The 23,194-nt window shown below is 62.0% G+C and carries 17 protein-coding genes and 2 pseudogenes; 13 read left to right on the top strand and 6 right to left on the bottom strand.

Features of this window, described 5'->3' with window-relative positions; all coding sequences use genetic code 11:
• Positions 1-79 precede the first annotated feature (79 nt).
• The 3 genes and pseudogenes from gcvT (at position 80) to gcvP (ending at position 4,602) form a co-directional block, all read left to right on the top strand.
• Entirely contained in the window at positions 80-1,162 is a 1,083-nt protein-coding gene (gene gcvT, locus AB5975_08975; protein ID XDR21936.1) for a glycine cleavage system aminomethyltransferase GcvT, read from the top strand.
• Positions 1,163-1,213: 51 nt separating this feature from the next.
• The gene (gcvH, locus tag AB5975_08970) at positions 1,214-1,597 is read left to right on the top strand and encodes a glycine cleavage system protein GcvH (GenBank protein XDR21935.1); all 384 of its coding nucleotides are present in this window, start codon (positions 1,214-1,216) and stop codon (positions 1,595-1,597) included.
• Between the two features lie 132 nt (positions 1,598-1,729).
• Positions 1,730-4,602: pseudogene (gene gcvP / locus AB5975_08965) on the top strand (aminomethyl-transferring glycine dehydrogenase).
• A 51-nt stretch (positions 4,603-4,653) separates the two neighbouring features.
• Here gcvP and AB5975_08960 read toward each other — a convergent pair.
• The 3 genes from AB5975_08960 to AB5975_08950 all read right to left on the bottom strand — a co-directional run bounded on the left by AB5975_08960 (position 4,654) and on the right by AB5975_08950 (position 7,146).
• On the bottom strand, positions 4,654-4,968 hold the full coding sequence (locus AB5975_08960) for a DUF2388 domain-containing protein (GenBank protein ID XDR21934.1): 315 nt from the start codon (positions 4,966-4,968) through the stop codon (positions 4,654-4,656).
• A gap of 88 nt (positions 4,969-5,056) precedes the next feature.
• A complete protein-coding gene (locus tag AB5975_08955) occupies positions 5,057-6,730 on the bottom strand; it encodes a GspE/PulE family protein (protein XDR21933.1) in 1,674 nt (557 codons plus the stop codon).
• A 110-nt stretch (positions 6,731-6,840) separates the two neighbouring features.
• Positions 6,841-7,146 carry a hypothetical protein gene (locus AB5975_08950; GenBank protein XDR21932.1) on the bottom strand — a complete coding sequence of 102 codons (306 nt, stop codon included), beginning with the start codon at positions 7,144-7,146 and terminating at the stop codon, positions 6,841-6,843.
• Between the two features lie 126 nt (positions 7,147-7,272).
• On the opposite strand from AB5975_08950, the gene AB5975_08945 reads away from it, so the two are divergent.
• Complete coding sequence (locus AB5975_08945; protein ID XDR21931.1) at positions 7,273-7,743, top strand: Lrp/AsnC family transcriptional regulator; 471 nt, start codon at positions 7,273-7,275, stop codon at positions 7,741-7,743.
• A 173-nt stretch (positions 7,744-7,916) separates the two neighbouring features.
• On the opposite strand, the gene AB5975_08940 is transcribed toward AB5975_08945, so the two are convergent.
• Positions 7,917-9,284: a CYTH domain-containing protein gene (locus AB5975_08940; protein ID XDR21930.1), complete on the bottom strand. Its 1,368-nt coding sequence runs from the start codon at positions 9,282-9,284 to the stop codon at positions 7,917-7,919.
• A gap of 117 nt (positions 9,285-9,401) precedes the next feature.
• Here AB5975_08940 and argE point away from each other — a divergent pair, with 117 nt between their 5' ends.
• Positions 9,402-10,544: an acetylornithine deacetylase gene (gene argE, locus AB5975_08935; protein ID XDR21929.1), complete on the top strand. Its 1,143-nt coding sequence runs from the start codon at positions 9,402-9,404 to the stop codon at positions 10,542-10,544.
• A gap of 123 nt (positions 10,545-10,667) precedes the next feature.
• Positions 10,668-11,966: an amino-acid N-acetyltransferase gene (gene argA, locus AB5975_08930; GenBank protein ID XDR21928.1), complete on the top strand. Its 1,299-nt coding sequence runs from the start codon at positions 10,668-10,670 to the stop codon at positions 11,964-11,966.
• Between the two features lie 151 nt (positions 11,967-12,117).
• Here argA and AB5975_08925 read toward each other — a convergent pair whose 3' ends face one another.
• Entirely contained in the window at positions 12,118-13,494 is a 1,377-nt protein-coding gene (locus AB5975_08925) for a glutamine synthetase family protein (protein XDR21927.1), read from the bottom strand.
• Between the two features lie 573 nt (positions 13,495-14,067).
• Here AB5975_08925 and AB5975_08920 point away from each other — a divergent pair.
• The 7 genes and pseudogenes from AB5975_08920 (at position 14,068) to AB5975_08890 (ending at position 22,368) form a co-directional block, all read left to right on the top strand.
• Complete coding sequence (locus AB5975_08920; protein ID XDR21926.1) at positions 14,068-15,426, top strand: glutamine synthetase family protein; 1,359 nt, start codon at positions 14,068-14,070, stop codon at positions 15,424-15,426.
• Between the two features lie 48 nt (positions 15,427-15,474).
• Positions 15,475-16,836: an aspartate aminotransferase family protein gene (locus AB5975_08915; GenBank protein ID XDR21925.1), complete on the top strand. Its 1,362-nt coding sequence runs from the start codon at positions 15,475-15,477 to the stop codon at positions 16,834-16,836.
• Positions 16,837-17,006: 170 nt separating this feature from the next.
• Entirely contained in the window at positions 17,007-18,104 is a 1,098-nt protein-coding gene (locus AB5975_08910; protein XDR21924.1) for a polyamine ABC transporter substrate-binding protein, read from the top strand.
• A gap of 158 nt (positions 18,105-18,262) precedes the next feature.
• A complete protein-coding gene (locus tag AB5975_08905; GenBank protein ID XDR21923.1) occupies positions 18,263-19,357 on the top strand; it encodes a polyamine ABC transporter substrate-binding protein in 1,095 nt (364 codons plus the stop codon).
• A gap of 60 nt (positions 19,358-19,417) precedes the next feature.
• Positions 19,418-20,561 (top strand): annotated as a pseudogene (gene potA, locus AB5975_08900) (polyamine ABC transporter ATP-binding protein).
• The gene (locus tag AB5975_08895) at positions 20,558-21,478 is read left to right on the top strand and encodes an ABC transporter permease subunit (GenBank protein XDR21922.1); all 921 of its coding nucleotides are present in this window, start codon (positions 20,558-20,560) and stop codon (positions 21,476-21,478) included. The pseudogene potA and the gene AB5975_08895 overlap by 4 nt, the downstream one beginning before the upstream one ends.
• Positions 21,475-22,368 (top strand): ABC transporter permease subunit, encoded by an 894-nt coding sequence (locus AB5975_08890; GenBank protein XDR21921.1) that lies wholly within the window; start codon positions 21,475-21,477, stop codon positions 22,366-22,368. Before AB5975_08895 ends, AB5975_08890 begins: the two co-directional genes overlap by 4 nt.
• 107 nt (positions 22,369-22,475) lie before the next feature.
• On the opposite strand, the gene AB5975_08885 is transcribed toward AB5975_08890, so the two are convergent.
• Positions 22,476-22,931 (bottom strand): transposase, encoded by a 456-nt coding sequence (locus AB5975_08885; protein ID XDR21920.1) that lies wholly within the window; start codon positions 22,929-22,931, stop codon positions 22,476-22,478.
• Positions 22,932-23,194 lie beyond the last annotated feature (263 nt).

The raw sequence follows: 23,194 nt of genomic DNA, 5'->3' as shown, positions 1-23,194 counted from the left end.
GCGGCGGGTACTTACAACAAGAGCTGACGACCCACGTCATCGACCGCCGCCGCTTCGCCACGCCCGGAAGGAGAAACCCATGGGACAGCGCACGCTTTTGTATGACCTGCATCTGGCGCTAGGCGCCAAGACGGTCGATTTCGGTGGCTGGGACATGCCCCTGCACTATGGCTCGCAGGTCGAGGAGCACCATCAGGTGCGCAGCGACTGCGGCGTCTTCGATGTTTCCCATATGACCGTGATCGATGTCGACGGCACCGATGCCACCGCTTGGCTGCAGCGTTTGCTGGCCAACGACGTGGCCCGCCTCGACGACGTCGGCAAGGCACTGTACAGCCCGCTGCTCCACGAGCAGGGTGGGGTAATCGACGACTTGCTCGTCTACCGCATGGAAAACGGCTACCGCCTGGTCACCAATGCCGCCACCCGAGCCAAAGTGCTCGACTGGTTAGAGCAGCAGCGGGCCGGTTTCGCCGTGAACTTCCAGCCCCGTCCCGACCTGGCCATCCTCGCCATCCAGGGGCCGCATGCCCGCGAAAAGGTCGCCGCTTTGCTCAGCCCTGCACGCGCGGCCCTGATTCGTGAACTGCGCCCGTTCGAAGGCGTCGCCGAAGGTGACTGGTTCATTGCCCGCACCGGGTACACCGGTGAAGACGGCCTGGAGATCATCTTTCCAGGCGATCAAGCAGTGGCCTTCTTCAACGACCTGGTCGGCGCCGGCATTGCCCCGAGCGGCCTTGGCGCCCGCGATACGTTGCGCCTGGAAGCCGGCATGAACCTGTACGGCCAGGACATCGACGAAAACCACACTCCGCTCACTTCCAACCTGGGCTGGAGCATCGCCTGGGAGCCCGCCGAGCGCGACTTCATCGGCCGTGCCGGCCTGTTGGCGGAAATCGAGCGCGGTGTGCAGGAGAAACTGGTCGGTCTGGTGCTGGAAGAGCGCGGCGTGCTGCGTGCCCACCAGGTGGTGCGCGTAGCCGGGATTGGCGAAGGGGAGATCACCAGTGGTAGTTTCTCACCTACGCTGAGCAAGTCCATTGCCCTGGCGCGCGTACCCATGGCGACCGGTGACCGGGCCGAGGTGGAAATTCGCGGCAAATGGTACCCGGTGCGGGTGGTCAAACCGACCTTCGTGCGCCACGGCAAGATCCTGATCTGAACAATTATCAACCGGCGGGCGTACCGCTGAGCCAATCGAGGAATTCAAGACATGAGCAATATCCCCGCCGACCTGCGTTTTGCCGAAAGCCATGAATGGGCTCGCCTGGAAGCCGACGGCAGCGTGACCGTGGGTATCAGCGACCACGCCCAGCAAGCCTTGGGTGACGTGGTGTTCGTCGAGTTGGCCGAAGTCGGCAAGGTATTCGCCGCTGGCGACGCTGCCGGCGTGGTCGAGTCGGTCAAGGCCGCTTCGGACATCTACGCCCCGATCGGTGGCGAAGTGATTGCCGTCAACGAAGAACTGGCCGACAGCCCAGAGCAGCTCAACGAAGAACCGTACGGCGCGTGGATCTTCAAACTGAAGCCAAGCGACAAGGCCGAGCTGGACAAGCTGCTGGACGCTGCTGGTTACGCAGCAGCTATCGGCGAGTAACACCGCGTCGCCTGCTTCGCGGCTTTAGCCGCGAAGAGGCCAGGCCTGTGAGCAAGTTTCCCCGCAGAATCGGCAATCCCTTCCTAGACTTGTAAGTCTCCATGAGACCCGGTCTAGGAAGAGAGCGTCGTCATGTCCCAGTCGCCATCCCTGCATCAACTGCAAGAGCTCAACCCTTTCCTGCGTCGCCACCTGGGCCCCGATGCCGCCGAGCAGCAGGCCATGCTCAAGGTGCTGGGCGTCGCCAGCCGCAACGAGCTGATCGAGCAGACCGTACCGCCTGACATCCGCCTCAATCGCCCCCTCGACCTGCCGGCGGCGCTGGACGAACAGGCCGCCCTGGCCAAGCTCGCCGGTTACGCCGAACAGAACCAGGTGTGGACCAGCCTGATCGGCATGGGCTACCACGGCACCATCACCCCCACGGTCATCCTGCGCAACGTGCTGGAAAACCCCGGCTGGTACACCGCCTACACGCCCTACCAACCGGAAATTGCCCAGGGCCGGCTCGAGGCGCTGCTGAACTTCCAGCAGATGGTCATCGACCTCACCGGCCTGGCCCTGGCCAATGCCTCGCTGCTCGATGAAGCCACCGCCGCCGCCGAGGCCATGGCCCTGGCCAAGCGGGTGGCGCGCAACAAGAGCAACGCGTTCTTCGCCGACGAACACTGCCACCCGCAGACCCTGTCGGTACTCAAGACCCGCGCCGAGGGCTTCGGCTTCGAGCTGATCGTCGATGCTGTGGATAACCTTGCCAATCACGCGGTGTTCGGCGCTTTGCTGCAGTACCCCGACACCCATGGCGAAGTGCGCGACTTGCGCCCGCTGATCGACCAGTTGCACAGCCAACAGGCCCTGGCCTGCGTGGCGGCCGACCTGCTCAGCCTGGTGGTGCTGGCGCCACCGGGGAACTGGGTGCCGATGTGGTGCTGGGCTCGACCCAGCGCTTTGGTGTGCCGATGGGCTACGGCGGGCCCCACGCGGCCTATTTCGCCTGCCGCGACGACTACAAACGGGCCATGCCGGGGCGCATCATCGGCGTATCGCGCGACGCCCGTGGTAACACGGCATTGCGTATGGCCCTGCAAACCCGCGAGCAGCATATCCGCCGCGAGAAGGCCAACTCCAACATCTGCACGGCCCAGGTGCTGCTGGCCAACATTGCCGGCTTCTACGCGGTGTACCACGGCCCGGAAGGCCTGCAACGCATCGCCCAGCGCGTGCACCGGCTGACCTTCATCCTGGCCGCCGGCCTTGAGGCCAAAGGCATCAAGCGGCTCAACCAGCACTTCTTCGACACCCTTACCCTGGATGTTGGAGGGGCGCAGGCGGCCATCATCGAAAGCGCCGAAGCGGCGCACATCAACCTGCGCATTCTAGGGCGCGGGCATTTGGGCGTGAGCCTGGATGAAACGTGCAACGAGCATACGGTGCTGCGCCTGCTCGATATTTTCCTAGGCGTGGATCACGGCCTGGAAATCGCCGCCCTCGACCAGTTGGCCCTGCCTGAAGGCATTCCCGCCAGCCTGGTACGGCGCACCCCCTTGCTTGCCCACCCGGTATTCAACCTGCACCACAGCGAAACCGAGATGTTGCGCTACCTCAAGCAGCTGGAGAACAAGGACCTGGCGCTTAACCAGTCGATGATCCCGCTGGGCTCCTGCACCATGAAACTCAACGCCACCAGCGAGATGATACCCATCACCTGGCCCGGTTTCGCTCACCTGCATCCGTTTGCCCCAGCGTCCCAGGCCAGCGGGTACAAGGCGATGATCGACGAGCTGGAAAGCTGGCTGTGCGCGATCACGGGCTTCGATGCCATCTGCATGCAGCCCAACTCCGGTGCTCAGGGCGAGTACGCCGGCCTGATGGCGATAACCCGCTACCACCGCAGCCGTCACCAGCCGCAGCGCACGTTGTGCCTGATCCCGTCGTCAGCGCACGGTACCAACCCGGCGTCAGCGCAGATGGCTGGCATGGAAGTGGTCATCGTCGATTGCGACAACGATGGCAACGTCGACCTGGCCGACCTCAAGGCCAAAGCCCACGCGGCGGGGGAGCGCCTGTCGTGCCTGATGATCACCTACCCCTCGACCCATGGCGTGTACGAAGAGGGCATACGCGAAATTTGCGAGGTGGTGCACCAGCACGGCGGCCAGGTGTACATGGACGGTGCCAACCTCAATGCCCAGGTGGGCTTGGCGCGCCCGGCGGACATTGGGGCCGATGTTTCGCACATGAACCTGCACAAGACCTTCTGCATCCCCCATGGCGGCGGCGGCCCGGGCATGGGGCCGATTGGTATTCGCGCGCACCTTACGCCGTTCGTCGCCAGCCACCCTGTGGTGCCGGTGCCGGGGTTGGACCCGAACAACAGCGCGGTCAGTGCCGCGCCCTGGGGCAGCGCAAGCATTTTGCCGATCAGCTGGATGTATATCGCCATGATGGGCCCGCAGCTGGCCGATGCCAGCGAGGTAGCGATTCTCTCGGCCAACTACCTGGCCAGCCAGCTGGGAGGTGCTTTCCCGGTGCTCTATCGCGGGCGAAACCAGCGTGTGGCGCATGAGTGCATCCTCGACCTGCGGCCGTTGAAGGCCCTGACCGGCATCAGCGAGGAGGATGTCGCCAAGCGCCTGATGGACTATGGCTTCCATGCGCCGACCATGTCGTTCCCGGTGCCGGGCACGCTGATGGTGGAGCCGACCGAAAGTGAATCGAAGGCCGAGCTGGACCGGTTTGTCGAGGCCATGCTGGCGATTCGGGCGGAAATTGCCGAGGTGCAGGAGGGCAACTGGCCGGCGGAGAACAACCCGCTCAAACATGCGCCGCATACCCTGGCGGATGTACTGGGGGTGTGGGACAGGCCGTATAGCCTGGAGCAGGCAGTGGCACCCAGTGCTCATGCGCGCCAGCATAAGTACTGGCCGGCGGTGAACCGGGTGGACAACGTGTATGGGGACAGGAATTTGTTCTGTGCTTGTGTGCCGGTGGAGGCGTATCGCTGAGTTCGGTGGTGGGTGCGTCGCGGGCGCTTGCCCGCGAAACAGACGACGCGGTTACTCGGCTACCGCATTCTTCGCCAGGATGGCATTGGCCAGCTCCATGTCGGACGCTTGCATCCCCGGGTTCTCTGCCCGTGCCTGGCGCATGGCCGCTTCCAGGAACGGCCCGCGAATCGCGCCTTCGCTGGCGACGAAGCTGCTGGCGTCATCCTGCGCGGCCACGACCAGCTTGTGATCGCGCGAGGTCAGGTAGCTCGATGCCGTAGTGGCACCGGAAGTCATCACGTTACGCCAGAAGGTATCGGCCATGGCCGAGCCGATAGGCAGCGAGAGCAAGGCAGCGGCGGCGATGGCGGTTTTGAGACGCATGTTGAAACACCTCGAAGGGTGAGGGTTGAAGATGCGCGGTTGGATCTTTTCGGACGAGGCAAGTTCCTTGAATACAAAGGACTTTTCGTCAGTTACAGACGCGTAGCACTTCCTCCGCACGGGTCTGTCCGCTAGCCACCTTTGCTTCTCCGCAGCGACGCAGGTCAACCAGGCCGTCGGCCAGTGCCTGGCGCCGTAAATGTGCCAGGTCGGCGTGGGGACCGATCAATGCACGCAGGCTTTCGCTGGGCTGCAACAGCTCGAACAAGCCCGTGCGCCCATGAAAACCGGTGCCTCGGCAGGTTTGGCAAGTGGCTGATGAACGTGCCTGGCAGTCCGTGCACACGGTGCGCACCAGGCGTTGGGCCATGACCCCGATCAGCGTCGCCTTGATCAGGTAGTCGGCTACGCCCAGCTCAAGCAAGCGTGTGATTGCTGCGCAAGCATCGTTGGTATGCAGGGTCGACAGCACCAGGTGCCCGGTCAGTGCAGCTTGCACCGCCACCAGGGCGGTTTCGCGGTCACGGATTTCGCCGATCATGATGATATCCGGGTCCTGGCGCAGCATGGCCCGCACGCCGTTGGCAAAACCCAGGTCCAGCGCGGGCTGCACCTGCAGCTGGTTGAAGGCAGGGTCGAGGCGCTCGATGGGGTCTTCGATGGTGCACAGGTTGACCTGCGGCGTGGCCAGCAGCTTGAGGCTGGCGTACAGGGTGCTGGTCTTGCCGGAACCGGTGGGGCCAGTCACCAGGATAATGCCCTGGCGCTGGTGCAGCAGGCCTTGCCACTGGGCCAATTGCTGGCCTTGCAGGCCGAGGTGGTCGAAGCCCTCCTGCAGCTGCTGCGGGTCGAACAGGCGCAGCACCAGTTTTTCGCCAAACGGGGTGGGCAGGGTGGATAGCCGCAGCTCCACTTCACTGCCGCCTGGCAGGCGGCTTTGCAACCTACCGTCCTGCGGCCGGCGCTTTTCTGCCACATCCATGCGGCCCAGGTGTTTCAGGCGGCTGACCAGCGCCAGGGTGACGCTGGCTGGGAAGGCATAGACAGTGTGCAACAGGCCGTCAATGCGGTAACGCAGCTGGCCCTGTTCGCGGCGGGGCTCCAAGTGGACATCGCTGGCGCGCTGTTCAATGGCGTACTGCAGCAGCCAATCGACGATATGCACGATGTGCGCGTCGTCGGCACCGGCCTCGGCCTGGCGCTTGCCCAGTTCCAGCAATTGCTCGAGTTCGCCCAGGCTTGTCGACTGCTGGTACTGCGCGCCTTTTACCGATTGGGCCAGATGCTGAAACGACTGCCCGGACTGGCGGATCTGTAGCGGGCTGGCCAGCACGCGCCGAACCGATCTGCCGAGGCTACGGGCCAGGTCTGCCTGCCAGTCATCCTGATAGGGCTGGGCGCTGGCGACGGTAACGCTGGACGCATCGGCGGCGACGATGAGAATGCCATGGCGCTGGGCGAAGGCAGGGGAGATCAAGCCGGCGACCTGGGGCAGGTCGAGTTGCATGGGGTCGATGCGCAAGTAGGGCTGGCCAACCTTGTTGGCCAGCCATTGGCAGAGGTGGTCCAGGTCCAGGGGTTGGCCGGTGTGGTGGCGGTCTTCCAGGCTGCAAGCAGCGATCTGCTCCAGCGGGTGGCCTGTGGGGTGGGTGGTGGCGTGTTCGAGTACTTGCAAGGTGTCGTTGGCATGCAAGCGCTGGTCGGCGAGCAGAGCTTCGAGCACGCAGTTGAGGTCGAGTGCCGGGCTGTCGGGGGTATGCATGGTGGGCGTCCGTGCCTGATGAGAGCGTGCTGATCAAGGCTAGCCGGGCGGCGCAGAGGCATCGGAGGTGAAAGGTTTCGGGGTTTTGCTGCACAGCCACAGCAGCGCTGTCAGACCGCGGCCAGTTCCACCCGTTGCAGGTTGGTCAGGCTTACTTCGCCAACACACACCAGGTTACGCAGTTTCTGCGCAATCACCTCGGCCCGGTGCCAGCTCAAACCGCCGATGCCGACTTCAATGTTCAGCCAGTCTTCCTGCTGGTTGACCTGTACGCTGTGCGGGGTCAGGAATTGCAGGGCGAACAGGTTGAGCACCCGGCACAGGCTGTCAGGCTCGGCTTCGGCCTGCAGGCGATAGTGCACGGTGCTGTGGGCGTTGTTGGCGGCCCAGGCGTCGGTACGGGGCTGTGCGTTCATGCTGGTCTCCGCAAATGTGGGAGAAATTCTTGCACGTTGGTCGGGGTATTTTTTCGCTATGATTTGATCTTTTCGCGGGCTTTGCGAATTAATCAATTCATAGGTCGCGTATTTGGAGGCATATCAATGCACAGCCAGCTGGACGCCTACGATCGCCGTATTCTCGAACTACTGCAAGAGGACGCTTCACTGTCCAGTGCACAGATCGCCGAGCGCGTGGGGCTTTCGCAATCGCCGTGCTGGCGGCGTATTCAGCGGTTGAAGGAAGAGGGGGTAATTCGCGGGCAGGTAACCTTGCTGGACCGCAAGAAGGTCGGCCTGAACACGCAGATTTTTGCCGAGGTGAAGCTCAATGCTCACGGGCGTTCCAACTTTACCGAATTCACCGAGGCGATCCGCGGGTTTCCGGAGGTGCTGGAGTGTTATGTGCTAATGGGGTCTGTGGACTTTCTGCTGCGCATCGTCACATCGGACATCGAAGCTTACGAGCGCTTCTTCTTCGAAAAGCTGTCGAACGTGCCGGGCATTCAGGAAGTGAACTCGATTGTGGCGCTGTCGGAGATCAAGTCCACCACCAGCCTGCCACTGTCGCGGTGAGGCAGCTTCAAACCTGCTGGCGCGGTCCCTTGTAGGAGCGGCCTTGTGTCGCGATAGGGCCGCAAAGCGGCCCCAGCAATATCAGCTTAATTGCACAAATCCTGGGGGTGCTTCGCACCCCTTTCGCGACACAAGGCCGCTCCTACAAAGGCTGTGTTAGCCTCCAGAGGGGATCAAGCCTTGAGCAGGTGCTTCCAACCGCGGCTCTGATCCACTGCCCGAGCCTGCTCGATACGCGCTTCCAGCACTTCATCGCTGATCGGCAGTTCGGCCAGCTCATGCAGCTTCTTCAGGTCGCCATACAGGCGGTCCATTTGCGGTGCTTCCAGCACCTGGCGGGCGTGGTGCAGCCAGGCCAGCAGTTGCTCGATACGTGGCAACTGCTCGGCCAGGTCTTCCGGGCGCTGGGTGTACAGTGGCAGCTTCAACGCTCGGCCTTCCTCGCCCAGCAGGTGCCCCAGCCAGCTGGCCAGCTGCGCCTTGCCCTGGCGCTCGCCACGGCCCTTGCGCTCTGTGGTCCAGGCGCGGGCCAGCAGCCAGCGCGAGGTTTCCAGTGAGAACTGGCCCCAGCGTACGTCTTCCAGCTCTTCGGCGAACTGCTCGGGCGCGGCGCGGCGGATATCTTCGTCATCGTTGCCGGCCTGAACCAGCGGGCGCCAGTCTTCGAGCAGCGCGTCAAGGCTGGCGCGCAGGTCGCGGGTGGTCGCGCGCGGTGCCGCCTGGCCCAGGCTGGCGGTGAGGGCACGCAGTTCACTCAGGCACTCGACCCAATCCTGCAGCAGGCGCCAGTGGCCGTTGTGGCGGTACTGCTCGGCAAGGCGCTGGCTGCTGCCCAGCAGCTGCCAGGCCAGGGCGGCATAGGCGTCGTCCAAGGCCATTTCGGCTTCCAGCTCGGTATGCGGCAGGCCCAGTTCGTAGCTGTCCGGCTCCAGCAGTCGGTAGCCGCGCTCGGCCTTGCTGATGTCGCAGGGCATCAGTGGCAGGCTGGCGGCGAGTTCGGCGGCCAGTTCCAGCAATGCTTGCGGGTCACCTTCGCGCAGCTCCAGCTCCAGCTCGCAGATCTCTTCCTTGCGCTTGCCGGCGATCACGAAACCCTGGTCCAGCGCCGCCTCGATCACCACCTTGCTCTTGCCACGGCCCCAGGCGATTTCGGCGTATTCACGGCTGAAGTCGGTGGTGAACAGCGGCTTGATGGTTTTCTTGTCCAGGTTGGCCAACTGCTCGGGCCAGCAAGTGGCGTCCAGCTTTTTCAGGTCGAGCTTGACCTTGTCCAGGTTCCATTCGTACTCGTTGCGCTCGGACAGGCCGGCCACGCTGGTACCGCGGCATTTGAGGGTCTGGATGATGGCGTCGCCATCGCGGCGCAGGCGCAGCGCGACACGGGCGGCGGACAACTCACGCTCGGGGGTGTCGAAGTACTGGTTGAGCAGTTCACGGGTCTGCCAGCCGGACTTGTTGCGCTTTTTCAGCAGAGGGTGCTCGCGCAGGGCGGCAAGGGTCTCGCGGCTGGCGCGGAGCTTCAGTTCGGTTTCTTTGTGCATCACAGACTCGAAAGAGGGGGGCGTGGTTGGCGGAGAGTCTACAGCAGTCCGCCCTCAACGGTTTATTCCAGACAGCGGATAGTCCTATGATGGGCAACGCTTCCGAGGAGTACGCGCATGCCGTTGCCGACGCTGAAAGACCAGTTCGCCGCCTTGATCGCCGCGCCTTCGGTCAGTTGCACCCAGCCCGCGCTGGACCAGTCCAACCGCCAGGTCATCGACCTGCTGGCGGGCTGGCTGGGCGACTTGGGTTTCAGGTGTGACATCCAACAGGTCAGCCCCGGCAAGTTCAACCTGCTGGCCAGTCGCGGCACCGGCCCGGGAGGCCTGGTGCTGGCCGGGCACAGCGATACCGTTCCGTATGACGAACAGCTGTGGGCCAGCGACCCGCTGAAGCTGACCGAGGCCGATGGCCGTTGGGTTGGCTTGGGCAGCTGCGACATGAAGGGCTTCTTCGCCCTGGTCATCGAAGCGGTCATCCCGCTGCTGGAGCACGACTTCAAGCAGCCGCTGTTGATCCTCGCCACCTGTGACGAAGAAAGCTCCATGTCCGGCGCCCGCGCCCTGGCCGAGGCCGGCCAGCCTCTTGGTCGTGCGGCGGTTATCGGTGAGCCTACCGGGCTGCGGCCGATCCGCATGCACAAGGGCATTCTCATGGACCGCATCGACATCCTTGGGCGCAGCGGCCATTCGTCGGACCCAAGCCTGGGCCGCAGCGCCATGGAAGCCATGCACGCGGTGATGGGCGAGCTGATGGGCCTGCGCCAGCAATGGCAGCAAACCTACCGCAACCCGCAGTTCACCGTGCCGACCCCGACCCTGAACTTTGGTTGCATCCACGGGGGTGACAACCCCAACCGTATCTGCGGCCAATGTGCCCTGGAATTCGACCTGCGGCCGCTGCCGGGCATGGACGTGGAGCAACTGCGCGCGGCCATTCGCGAAAAGCTGGTGCCCGTGGCGGAGCGTCATGATGTACGCATCGACTACGCGCCACTGTTCCCGGAGGTGCCGCCGTTCGAACAGGCCGCCGATGCCGAGCTGGTACACGTCGCGGAACGGCTGACCGGCCACCGCGCCGAAGCGGTGGCGTTCGGCACCGAAGCGCCTTATCTTCAGCAGCTGGGTTGCCAGACCATCGTGCTGGGCCCTGGCGACATCGCCTGTGCCCACCAGCCCGGCGAATACCTTGAAATGTCACGAATCGAGCCTACCGTGCGTCTATTGCGTGACTTGATTCGGCACTATTGCCTGCACTAAACGTCAATCGAACTGATTCGTTCCTGCCTAGAGGAGACCGCGCGTGACCGCAAGCCTGTTCCGACGATGATTCTGAACGCCCCCGTATCGCCGTTCTCCGTCCACTTATCCACAGGCCCTGTCATGCCCGATTACGTCAACTGGCTGCGTCATGCCTCCCCGTACATCAATGCCCATCGCGACTGCACCTTCGTGGTCATGCTCCCTGGCGATGGGGTGGAGCACCCTAACTTCGGCAATATCGTCCACGACCTGGTACTGCTGCACAGCCTGGGCGTGCGCCTGGTGCTGGTACATGGTTCGCGCCCACAGATCGAATGCCGCCTGGCCGATCGCGGCCTGACCCCGCACTACCATCGGGGCATGCGCATTACCGATGCCGCCACGCTGGACTGCGTGATCGATGCTGTCGGCGCCCTGCGCCTGGCCATCGAAGCGCGCCTGTCGATGGATATCGCCGCTTCGCCCATGCAGGGCTCGCGCTTGCGCGTGGCATCCGGCAACCTGGTGACCGCACGGCCGATCGGCGTGCTTGAAGGGGTGGATTACCACCACACCGGTGAAGTGCGCCGGGTCGACCGCAAGGGCATCAGCCGTCTGCTCGACGAGCGTTCCATCGTGCTGTTGTCGCCCCTGGGCTACTCGCCTACCGGGGAAATTTTCAACCTGGCCTGCGAAGACGTGGCTACCCGTGCGGCCATCGAGCTGGGCGCCGACAAGTTGCTGTTGTTCGGCGCCGAGCCTGGCCTGCTGGACGCCGACGGTAAACTGGTGCGCGAACTGCGCCCGCAGCAGGTTGCCCCGCATCTGCAGCGCCTGGGCAGCGATTACCAGGGCGAACTGCTGGATGCCGCAGCCGAGGCCTGCAAAGGCGGCGTGGCACGTAGCCATATCGTCAGCTATGCCGAGGATGGTGCGCTGCTGACCGAGCTGTTCACCCGTGGTGGTGGCGGTACGCTGGTGTCGCAGGAGCAGTTCGAAGTGGTGCGTGAGGCGAGCATCGAGGACGTTGGCGGCTTGCTGGAGTTGATCAGCCCGCTGGAAGAACAGGGCATTCTGGTGCGCCGTTCGCGCGAGGTGCTGGAGCGCGAGATCGAACAGTTCAGCGTGGTCGAGCGTGAAGGCATGATCATCGCCTGTGCGGCGCTGTACCCGATTGCCGATTCCGAGGCGGGGGAGCTGGCGTGCCTGGCAGTGAACCCGGAGTACCGCCATGGTGGGCGTGGGGACGAGCTGCTGGAGCGCATCGAGAGCCGGGCGCGGCAGATGGGCTTGAATACCTTGTTTGTGCTCACAACGCGCACTGCGCACTGGTTCCGCGAGCGCGGCTTTGCGCCGAGTGGGGTAGAGCGGCTGCCGGCGGCGCGGGCTTCGCTGTACAACTACCAGCGTAATTCGAAGATTTTCGAGAAGGCCCTGTAAACCTGTGCCGGCCTCTTCGCGGGTGAACCCGCTCCCACAGGATCTTCACCGGACCTGAGGCTGGCGCTATCCCTGTGGGAGCGGGTTTACCCGCGAAGCAGGCGACACGGCCTGGAATGAAAAACGCCGCCCTTGTGGGCGGCGTTTTCGTTTACACAGTATGCAGGTACCAGTTGTACTCGAGGTCGGAGATCGAGTGTTCGAACTCCTCCAGCTCGCTCTCCTTGCACGCGACAAAGATGTCGATGTACTTAGGATCGATGTACTTGTTGAGGATCTCGCTGTCGTCCAACTCGCGCAGGGCATCACGCAGGTTGTTCGGCAGGCTCTGCTCCAGCTGCTCGTACGAGTTGCCTTCGATCGGCGCGCCTGGCTCGATCTTGTTGGTCAGGCCATGGTGCACGCCTGCCAGCACGGCAGCCATCATCAGGTACGGGTTGGCGTCGGCACCGGCCACGCGGTGCTCGAGACGTACAGCGTCCGCCGAGCCGGTTGGCACGCGCAGTGCGACAGTGCGGTTGTCCAGGCCCCAGCTTGGCGCGTTCGGCACGTAGAACTGTGCGCCAAAGCGGCGGTACGAGTTGACGTTCGGGCAAAGGAACGCCATGGACGCGGGCAGGGTCTCGAGCACACCGCCGACAGCATGACGTAGCGCGGCGTTCTGCTCGGGATCCTCGCTGGTGAAGATGTTGTTGCCATCTTTGTCCAGCACGGAAATGTGTACATGCAGGCCGTTGCCTGCCTGGCCCGGGTAGGGCTTGGCCATGAAGGTGGTGTCCATTTCATGGTCGTAGGCGATGTTCTTGATCAACCGCTTGAGCAGTACCGCGTAGTCGCAGGCCTTGAGCGGGTCGGCCACGTGGTGCAGGTTGACTTCGAACTGCGCCGGGGCGCTTTCCTTGACGATGGCGTCGGCTGGGATGCCTTGCTCTTTCGCGCCTTCGAGGATGTCCTGCAGGCAGTCGGCATATTCGTCGAGGTCGTCGATCAGGTACACCTGGGTCGACTGCGGGCGCTTACCCGAAATTGGCGAGCGTGGTGGCTGCGGGCGGCCGTTCACGTTCTCCTGGTCGATCAGGTAGAACTCCAGTTCGAATGCGGCGCAGATAGTCAGGCCCAATTCATCGAACTTGCTCACCACCTGACGCAGCACTTCGCGTGGGTCGGCGAAGAATGGCTCGCCTTCCAGTTCGTGCATGGTCATCAGCAGCTGGGCGGTGGGGCGTTTTTGCCACGGCTCGTTACAGAGCGTGTCGGGGATTGGATAGCAGATGCGGTCAGCATCGCCGATGTCCAGGCCCAGCCCGGTACTTTCGACGGTGGAACCGTTGATGTCCAGGGCGAAGAGGGAGGCCGGCAGGTTGATGCCTTTCTCGTAAACCTTGTGGAGGCTGGTGCGCTCAATGCGCTTGCCACGCACCACACCATTCATATCTGCAATCAGAAGGTCAACGTAGAGAACCTCAGGATGTTCCTTAAGGAACGCGTTCGCTTCGTTAAGCTGAACGGCACGCGGGGGTACCGACATGATGCAACACCTTTGTTGTTAAAAATATCAATCAAGGGGGCTTGCAGGACCAGTCAATCGAAAAGCCATACTGATGTCAAGCCAACCCCATGATGCCCTGAAATGGCACATCTACGGCAGATTTGCTGCATATCGGGGCAAAGCATTATCCGCTATTTACCGCGTAAAGGGCTATCTCCGGTGCACCGTGTTTTATTTTTTACGGAGGTGTTGTGTAAAAAAATGAACAAGGCTAAGCTCGGTCTCAACCCAGAACACAATAATACGAGGGTCACATGGTCCGCTTGCCGCGACCTGAAAGCACTGCCTGCGCGGTGTCATCAGGTACATCCGTCGTTTTTGCAAGCATCGTCAATGGCGTGGTCGCCCTGGCCGCAATAATTGACGTTTGGTGCTCCCAGGCCCGCCCTCGTAGCGGCTTGCCGCCCTTCGTTTCGTCTTCCTGCCTTTCGAACTCATTACGGACACAGCTGATTTCAGTGTATCCACTGTGGCTCTGCGCGTGGGTTTTTGCTTTAGCAATCTACTCCATCCAGAATCAAGACGTGGACCACCTTACCTCCTGAGGTATTTATGAGTAACAACCTCGACCAGCTCACCGATTGGTTGAAAGAGCACAAGATCACCGAAGTCGAATGCATGATCAGTGACCTGACCGGCATCACGCGCGGCAAGATTTCGCCCACCAACAAATTCATCGCCGAAAAAGGCATGCGCCTGCCCGAGAGCGTGTTGCTGCAGACGGTGACCGGCGACTACGTCGACGACGACATCTATTACGAACTGCTCGACCCGGCCGACATCGACATGATCTGCCGCCCCGACGAAAACGCCGTGTTCCTTGTACCGTGGGCCATCGAGCCGACCGCCCAGGTCATCCACGACACCTACGACAAAAAGGGCAACCCGGTCGAACTGTCGCCGCGCAACGTGCTGAAGAAAGTCCTGCAGCTGTACGCCGACAAGGGCTGGCAGCCGATCGTCGCGCCCGAGATGGAGTTCTACCTGACCAAGCGCAGCGAAGACCCGGACTTCCCGCTGCAGCCCCCGGTAGGCCGCTCCGGCCGCCCAGAGACCGGCCGTCAGTCGTTCTCCATCGAAGCCGCCAACGAATTCGACCCGCTGTTCGAAGACGTCTACGACTGGTGCGAACTGCAGCAGCTGGACCTCGACACGCTGATCCACGAAGACGGCACGGCGCAGATGGAAATCAACTTCCGTCACGGCGACGCCCTGCACCTGGCCGACCAGATTCTGGTGTTCAAGCGCACCATGCGCGAGGCGGCGCTCAAGCACAACGTGGCCGCCACCTTCATGGCCAAGCCGATGACCGGCGAGCCGGGCAGTGCCATGCACCTGCACCAGAGCGTGGTCGATGTGGCTACCGGCAAGAACATCTTCAGCAATGAAGACGGCAGCATGAGCGCGCTATTCCTCAACCACATTGGTGGCCTGCAGAAGTTCATCCCCGAGGCGCTGCCGCTGTTCGCGCCCAACGTCAACTCGTTCCGCCGCTTCCTGCCCGACACCTCGGCGCCGGTGAACGTGGAGTGGGGCGAAGAAAACCGCACGGTCGGCTTGCGCGTACCGGATGCCGGCCCGCAAAGCCGCCGGGTCGAGAACCGCCTGCCGGGCGCCGACGCCAACCCTTACCTGGCCATCGCCGCCAGCTTGCTGTGTGGCTACATCGGTATGGTCGAAGGCATCGAGGCCAGCGCGCCGGTACAGGGCCGTGGTTATGAGCGCCGCAACCTGCGCCTGCCACTGACCATCGAAGATGCCTTGGAACGCATGGAAAACAGCCGTGCGCTGGTGCAATACCTGGGCAAAAAATTCATTACCGGATATGTCGCCACCAAGCGCGCCGAGCACGAAAACTTCAAACGCGTCATCAGTTCGTGGGAGCGTGAGTTCCTGCTGTTCGCTGTCTGATCAACCCTGGTGCCGCAGGAGCGCGGCGGTCGAATTACGGAGAAGCACATGAGCGTCAACAACCCGCAAACCCGTGAATGGCAAACCCTCAGTGGGGAGCATCACCTCGCCCCCTTCAGTGACTACAAGCAACTGAAGGAGAAGGGGCCGCGCATCATCACCAAGGCCCAGGGTGTGCATTTGTGGGACAGCGAGGGCCACAAGATTCTCGACGGCATGGCCGGCCTGTGGTGCGTGGCGGTCGGTTATGGCCGCGAGGAACTGGTACAGGCGGCCGAGAAGCAGATGCGCGAGCTGCCGTACTACAACCTGTTCTTCCAGACCGCTCACCCGCCGGCGCTTGAGCTGGCCAAGGCGATCACCGATGTGGCGCCGCAAGGCATGACCCATGTGTTCTTCACCGGCTCCGGCTCCGAAGGCAACGACACCGTGCTGCGCATGGTGCGCCACTACTGGGCGCTGAAGGGCAAGCCGCACAAGCAGACCATCATCAGCCGTATCAATGGCTACCACGGTTCCACCTTCGCCGGTGCCTGCCTGGGTGGCATGAGCGGCATGCACGAGCAGGGTGGCCTGCCGATTCCCGGCATCGTGCACATCCCGCAGCCGTACTGGTTTGGTGAAGGCGGCGACATGACCCCGGATGCGTTCGGTGTGTGGGCAGCCGAGCAGCTGGAAAAGAAAATTCTCGAAGTGGGCGAAGACAACGTCGCCGCCTTCATCGCCGAGCCTATCCAGGGCGCAGGCGGCGTGATCATCCCGCCGGAAACCTACTGGCCGAAGGTGAAGGAGATTCTCGCCAAGTACGACATCCTGTTCGTCGCCGACGAAGTGATTTGCGGTTTTGGCCGTACCGGCGAGTGGTTCGGCTCAGACTACTACGACCTCAAACCCGACCTGATGACCATCGCCAAGGGCCTGACCTCCGGTTACATCCCCATGGGCGGTGTGATCGTGCGTGACACCGTGGCCAAGGTGATCAGCGAAGGCGGCGATTTCAACCACGGCTTCACTTACTCCGGCCACCCGGTGGCGGCCGCGGTGGGCCTGGAAAACCTGCGCATCCTGCGCGACGAGAAAATTGTCGAGAAGGCGCGCACAGAAGCGGCACCGTATTTGCAAAAGCGTTTGCGTGAACTGCAGGACCACCCGCTGGTGGGTGAAGTACGCGGCCTGGGCATGCTCGGTGCGATCGAGCTGGTGAAGGACAAGGCCACCCGCAGCCGTTACGAAGGCAAGGGCGTGGGCATGATCTGCCGCACCTTCTGCTTCGACAACGGCCTGATCATGCGTGCGGTGGGTGACACCATGATCATCGCGCCGCCGCTGGTCATCAGCCACGCGGAGATCGACGAGCTGGTGGAAAAGGCGCGCAAATGCCTCGATTTGACCCTTGAGGCGATCAACTGAGCACCTGCTAGGCTAGCGATGTGACATTAAGTCGTTACAGGGTCCTGCTTTCCTTGATACAGGGCCTTGTAACTTGCCAGACTAGCGACTGTTTCAGTCGCCGCGCGCTCTGCACCGTAGGTCCTGGCTGCTGAACAGATGGCTAAATAAAAAATTCTGGAGCATGACGCATGAATAAAATGGGCAAGACGTTGCTGGCCGCAGCCCTGATGGGTGCCATGGCTACTGCTGCACAGGCTGACGACAAGGTGTTGAACGTCTACAACTGGTCGGACTACATCGCGCCGGACACCATCGCCAAGTTCGAAAAGCAGACCGGTATCAAGGTCAAGTACGACGTCTTCGACAGCAACGAAACCCTGGAAGCCAAGCTGCTGGCAGGTAAGTCGGGCTATGACATCGTCGTGCCCTCGAACAACTTCCTGGCCAAGCAGATCAAGGCGGGTGTGTACGAGGAACTGGACCGTTCGAAACTGCCGAACTGGAAAAACCTCGACCCCGACCTGCTCAAGGCCGTTGGCGATGCCAGCGACAAGGACAACAAGCACGCCTTCCCGTACATGTGGGGCTCCATCGGCATCGGCTACAACCCGGAGAAGGTCAAGGCCGCGCTGGGTGTCGACCACATCGACTCGTGGGACGCCGTGTTCAAGCCTGAGAACATCGCCAAGCTCAAGAGCTGCGGCGTAAGCTTCCTGGATGCCCCGACCGAAATGCTGCCGGCCGCACTGCACTACCTGGGCCTGCCGAGCAACAGCACCAAGAAAGAAGACCTGAAGGCCGCCGAGGACCTGTTCCTCAAGGTCCGTCCTTCGATCACCTACTTCCACTCGTCCAAGTACATTGGCGACCTGGCCAACGGCAACATCTGCGTGGCCGTCGGTTATTCGGGTGACGTCGAGCAGGCCAAGGCCCGTGCCCACGAAGCCGGCGACAAGATCAAAGTGGACTACATCATTCCGAAAGAAGGTGCCGGTACTTTCTACGACATGGTCGCCATCCCGAAAGATGCCGAGCATAAAGACGCTGCCTACCAGTTCATGGACTTCCTGATGCAGCCAGAAGTCATGGCTGAAATCACCAACGCCGTGCGCTTCCCGAACGGCAATGCTGCGGCTACCCAGTTCGTGGACAAGGACATTACCAGCGACCCGAGCATCTACCCGCCTGCCGAAGTGAAGAAGCAGCTGTACGCAATCGCTGCGCCTGAAGCTTCTGCCCAGCGTGTGATCACCCGCAGCTGGACCAAGATCAAGTCGGGCAAGTAAGCCCGATGCGGCACCTCTGGGCCGGGGATTTCCGGCTCAGAGCCAGTGAAAGGCAATTGATGATTGCGGCATCGAAGCTGCGAAGGTAAGTTGCGCGCCGGTTTTGCGTGTGCGGCAGCACTGTCGCTACCCAGGCACTGATTGTGAGGACCACCCACTTGTCTATTTCTGTATTCCGCAAGGCCTTGATGGCCGGCGCGGGCCTGACGCTGGCATGCAGCGTCCAAGCGGCGCCAACGGTGCATCTCTATAACTGGTCCGACTACATCGGCCCGACCACACTCGCGGACTTCGAGAAAGCCACGGGCATCAAGCCCGTGCAGGACGTGTTCGACTCCAACGAAACCCTGGAAGGCAAACTGCTGGCCGGTAACACCGGCTATGACGTAGTGGTGCCGTCCAACCATTTCCTCGGCAAGCAGATCAAGGCGGGCGCGTTCCAGAAGCTCGACAAGAACCTGCTGCCCAATTATGCCAACCTCGACCCGGCGTTGATGAAGCGCCTGGAAAAGAACGATCCAGGCAACCAGTACGCCGTGCCTTACCTGTGGGGCACCAACGGCATCGGTTACAACGTCGACAAGGTGAAGGCCGCGCTGGGCGTGGACACCATCGACTCCTGGGCCGTCTTGTTCGAGCCCGAGAACATGAAGAAGCTCTCCAAGTGCGGTGTGGCCTTCCTCGACTCGGCGGACGAAATGCTCCCGGCGGTGCTCAACTACATGGGCCTCGACCCCAACAGCACCGACCCCAAGGATTACGCCAAGGCCGAGCAGAAGCTGCTGGCGGTGCGCCCGTACGTGACCTACTTCCACTCGTCCAAGTACATCACCGACCTGGCCAACGGCGACATTTGCGTCGCGGCAGGGTTCTCGGGTGATGTGTTCCAGGCCAAGGCCCGCGCTGAAGAAGCGAAGAAGGGCGTGAACCTGGCCTACGCCATTCCCAAGGAAGGCGGCAACCTCTGGTTCGACGTGCTGGCGATCCCCAAGGACGCCAAGAACGTCAAAGAGGCGCATGCCTTCATCAACTATTTGCTGAAACCTGAGGTTATCGCCCAGGTCAGCGATTACGTCGGTTACGCCAACCCGAACCCCAAGGCTGGCGACCTGATGGACCAGGCCGTGAGGACCGACGCTGCGGTTTACCCACCGCAGGATGTGCTGGACAAGATGTTCGTGAATTCAGAGTTGCCGCCCAAGGTGCAACGTTTGATGACCCGTAGCTGGACCAAGGTCAAGTCGGGCAAGTAACAATCCAGGCCCGCCGTCCAAGCAGGGGCGGGCACACAAATCTTGTTGGGAGTTTCACTCATGGCAGTTGCCTCCGGTGCCTATAAGAAAGCCCTCGAGGGTGGCCAGCAACCCAAGCAGGTGCTGGTCAAAAATCGACCGGGTCACGAAGAAGTTCGACGAAACCATCGCCGTAGAGGATGTGTCCCTGGAAATCCGCAAGGGTGAGATCTTCGCCCTGCTGGGTGGCTCCGGATCCGGCAAGTCCACCTTGCTGCGCATGCTGGCCGGCTTCGAGCGCCCAACCGAAGGGCGGATTTTCCTCGATGGCGTCGACATCACCGATATGCCGCCCTACGAGCGGCCGATCAACATGATGTTCCAGTCCTACGCGCTGTTCCCGCATATGACCGTGGCGCAGAACATCGCCTTCGGCCTGCAGCAGGACAAGATGCCCAAGGCCGAGATCGATGCCCGTGTGGCCGAGATGCTCAAGCTGGTGCACATGACCCAGTACGCCAAGCGCAAGCCGCACCAGTTGTCGGGTGGCCAGCGTCAACGTGTGGCGTTGGCCCGCTCGCTGGCCAAGCGCCCCAAGCTGCTGCTGCTCGACGAGCCAATGGGTGCGCTGGACAAGAAACTGCGTTCGCAGATGCAGCTGGAACTGGTGGAGATCATCGAGCGCGTAGGCGTGACCTGCGTGATGGTGACCCACGACCAGGAAGAGGCCATGACCATGGCCCAGCGCATCGCCATCATGCACCTGGGCTGGATCGCCCAGATCGGCTCGCCGGTGGACATCTACGAGACGCCTACCAGCCGCCTGGTGTGCGAATTCATCGGTAACGTCAACCTGTTCGAAGGTGAAGTGGTCGACGACGCCGAAGGCCACGCGATCATTGCCAGCCCGGAGCTGGAGCGCAAGATCTACGTGGGCCACGGCATCACCACCTCGGTGGAAGACAAGCACATCACCTACGCCTTGCGCCCGGAAAAGATGCTGGTCACCACCCAGCAGCCGACCTGCGAGCACAACTGGTCGCGCGGCAAGGTCCACGACATCGCCTACCTGGGCGGCCACTCGGTGTTCTACGTCGAGCTGCCGAGCGGCAAGGTTGTCCAGTCGTTCGTCGCCAACGCCGAACGCCAGGGCACTCGTCCGACCTGGGGCGATGAAGTGTACGTATGGTGGGAAGACGACAGCGGCGTGGTACTGCGGTCATGAAACTGCGCAAGCTCAAGCGAGCCTTCCAGCGCCTGGTCCCGGAGGGGCGGCACCTGGTGATCGGCGTGCCGTTCATCTGGCTGTTCCTGTTCTTCATGCTGCCGTTCTTCATTGTCCTGAAGATCAGTTTTGCCGAAGCCGACGTGGCGATCCCGCCGTATACCGAGATCTACACCTACGTCGAAGACAAGATTCAGTTGGTGCTCAACCTGGCCAACTATGGGCTGTTGACCGAGGATGAGCTGTATATCTCGGCCTACCTGGGGTCGTTGAAGATGGCCTTCTTCAGCACCATTCTGTGCCTGCTGATCGGCTTCCCGATGGCCTACGCCATTGCCAACGCCAAGAAGGAGACCCAGACGGTCCTGCTGCTGCTGATCATGATGCCGACCTGGACCGCGATCCTGATCCGCGTCTATGCCTGGATGGGCATCCTCAGCAACAACGGCTTGCTCAACGGTTTCCTGATGTGGACCGGGCTGATCGACCAGCCACTGCAGATCCTCAACACCAACCTGGCGGTGTACATCGGCGTGGTCTATTCGTACCTGCCGTTCATGATCCTGCCGCTGTTTGCCAACCTGGTTAAGCATGACCCTTCGTTGCTGGAGGCTGCTTCTGACCTGGGGTCGAGCACCTTCAACAGCTTCTGGAAAATCACCGTGCCGCTGTCGAAGAACGGCATCATCGCCGGCTGCATGCTGGTGTTCATCCCGGTGGTGGGCGAGTTCGTGATCCCTGAACTGCTCGGCGGCCCGGAAACCCTGATGATCGGTAAAGTGCTGTGGCAGGAGTTCTTCAACAACCGTGACTGGCCGGTGGCGTCTGCATTGGCGGTGGTGATGCTGGCGATCCTGATCGTGCCGATCCTGCTGTTCAACCGCAGCCAGGCCAAAGAAATGGAGGGCCGCGCATGAAACGCTTCAGTTTCTCCAAGCTGATGCTGGTGCTCGGCTTGCTGTTCATCTACCTGCCGATGCTGATCCTGGTGATCTACTCGTTCAACGCCTCCAAGCTGGTGACGGTGTGGGGCGGCTGGTCGATCAAATGGTACGTCGGCCTGCTCGACAACACCCAGCTGATGGGTTCGGTGATGCGCTCGCTCGAAATCGCCTGCTACACGGCGGTGGCGGCGGTGGCGCTGGGTACCCTGGCAGCTTTCGTGCTGACCCGGGTCACCCGCTTCAAGGGCCGCACGCTGTTCGGTGGCCTGGTTACCGCGCCGCTGGTAATGCCTGAAGTGATCACCGGTCTGTCTCTGTTGCTGCTGTTCGTGGCCATGGCGCAGATGATCGGCTGGCCGCAGGAGCGCGGTATCGTCACCATCTGGATTGCCCACACCACGTTCTGTGCGGCGTATGTGGCGGTAGTGGTGTCGGCACGCCTGCGTGAGCTGGACCTGTCGATCGAGGAAGCGGCGATGGACCTGGGTGCCAAGCCGTGGAAGGTGTTCTTCCTGATCACCATCCCGATGATCGCGCCATCGCTGGCGGCGGGCGGCATGATGTCGTTCGCCCTGTCGCTGGATGACCTGGTGTTGGCCAGCTTCGTATCCGGCCCAGGCTCGACCACCTTGCCGATGGAAGTGTTCTCGGCGGTGCGCTTGGGCGTGAAGCCAGAGATCAACGCCGTGGCCAGTCTGATTCTGCTGTCGGTGTCGCTGGTGACCTTCTTTGTCTGGTACTTCAGCCGCCGGAGCGAAGAGCGTCGTCGCAAGGCGATTCAGCAGGCGATCGAAGAGGGTGCTGCGGCCAACGCCTCGCAGCCACAGGTCAAGCGCCCGGCTCAGGTTGCGGCTTCGGCCTGACCCGGCCCTTTCGCGGGTAAACCCGCTCCCACAGGGGCATGTGCAGTCTTCAAGACCTGCGCAGTACCTGTGGGTGCGGGTTTACCCGCGAAGGCTCTCCCACCGATTCAAAGCCATATCGCATCCCAATGTGGATAGTCTCTGACACTCTTCACCAGCCCGTTACGCAAGGGGTTGGCAACGATGTTTCTGGCGACCTGAACCATGCTTCCCTCCCGTCTCAATGCTCGGTCCTGATACCCAGGCTGCCACACCGGGTCATGCTCAACCCCCGCCTGATGCAAAACCAGACTGGATCTGGATTTGAATCTGCGCATCAACGTACCCAGCGTCGTGCCTTTCAACTCGATTAGCCAATGCAGATGGTCCGGCATCAGTACCCAGGCCATTGAGCGGCAGGCGTGCTCATGCTCGGATTGCCGCAGTTGGTGGATGACCAGCCTTGCATGATGAAAGTCATGGAACAGTGGCTTGCGTTGATGGGTAACAGTAGTAAGCAGGTACAGCCTGCCGAGTTCTGAATAGCGACCACGGCGGAGCAGGTGTGATTGAGCCTGAGGCATTGGTTTCTTCCTGGAAAAGTGACCTCTCCAAGGTAGTGGCTGTGAAACCGCGAAAGTGCTTTGGATAGTTTCTGGATATGGCAGGGGGCTTGTGGGTGGCTGTACCGACCTTTTCGGGGGCAGTCCACCCTGTGGGAGCGGGTTCACCCGCGAAAGGGCCCGCGCAGGGGCTGAAAATGCCTGAGTGATCTCCATCAGTGATGTTTACCGAACCCTGAACTACGCTGACAGTCGCATCTCACAAATCATTTGTGCGCAAGCTA

The organism is Pseudomonas putida, assembly GCA_041071465.1.
Lineage (GTDB): Bacteria > Pseudomonadota > Gammaproteobacteria > Pseudomonadales > Pseudomonadaceae > Aquipseudomonas > Aquipseudomonas putida_P.
This window is presented reverse-complemented; position numbering and strand designations above follow the sequence as displayed.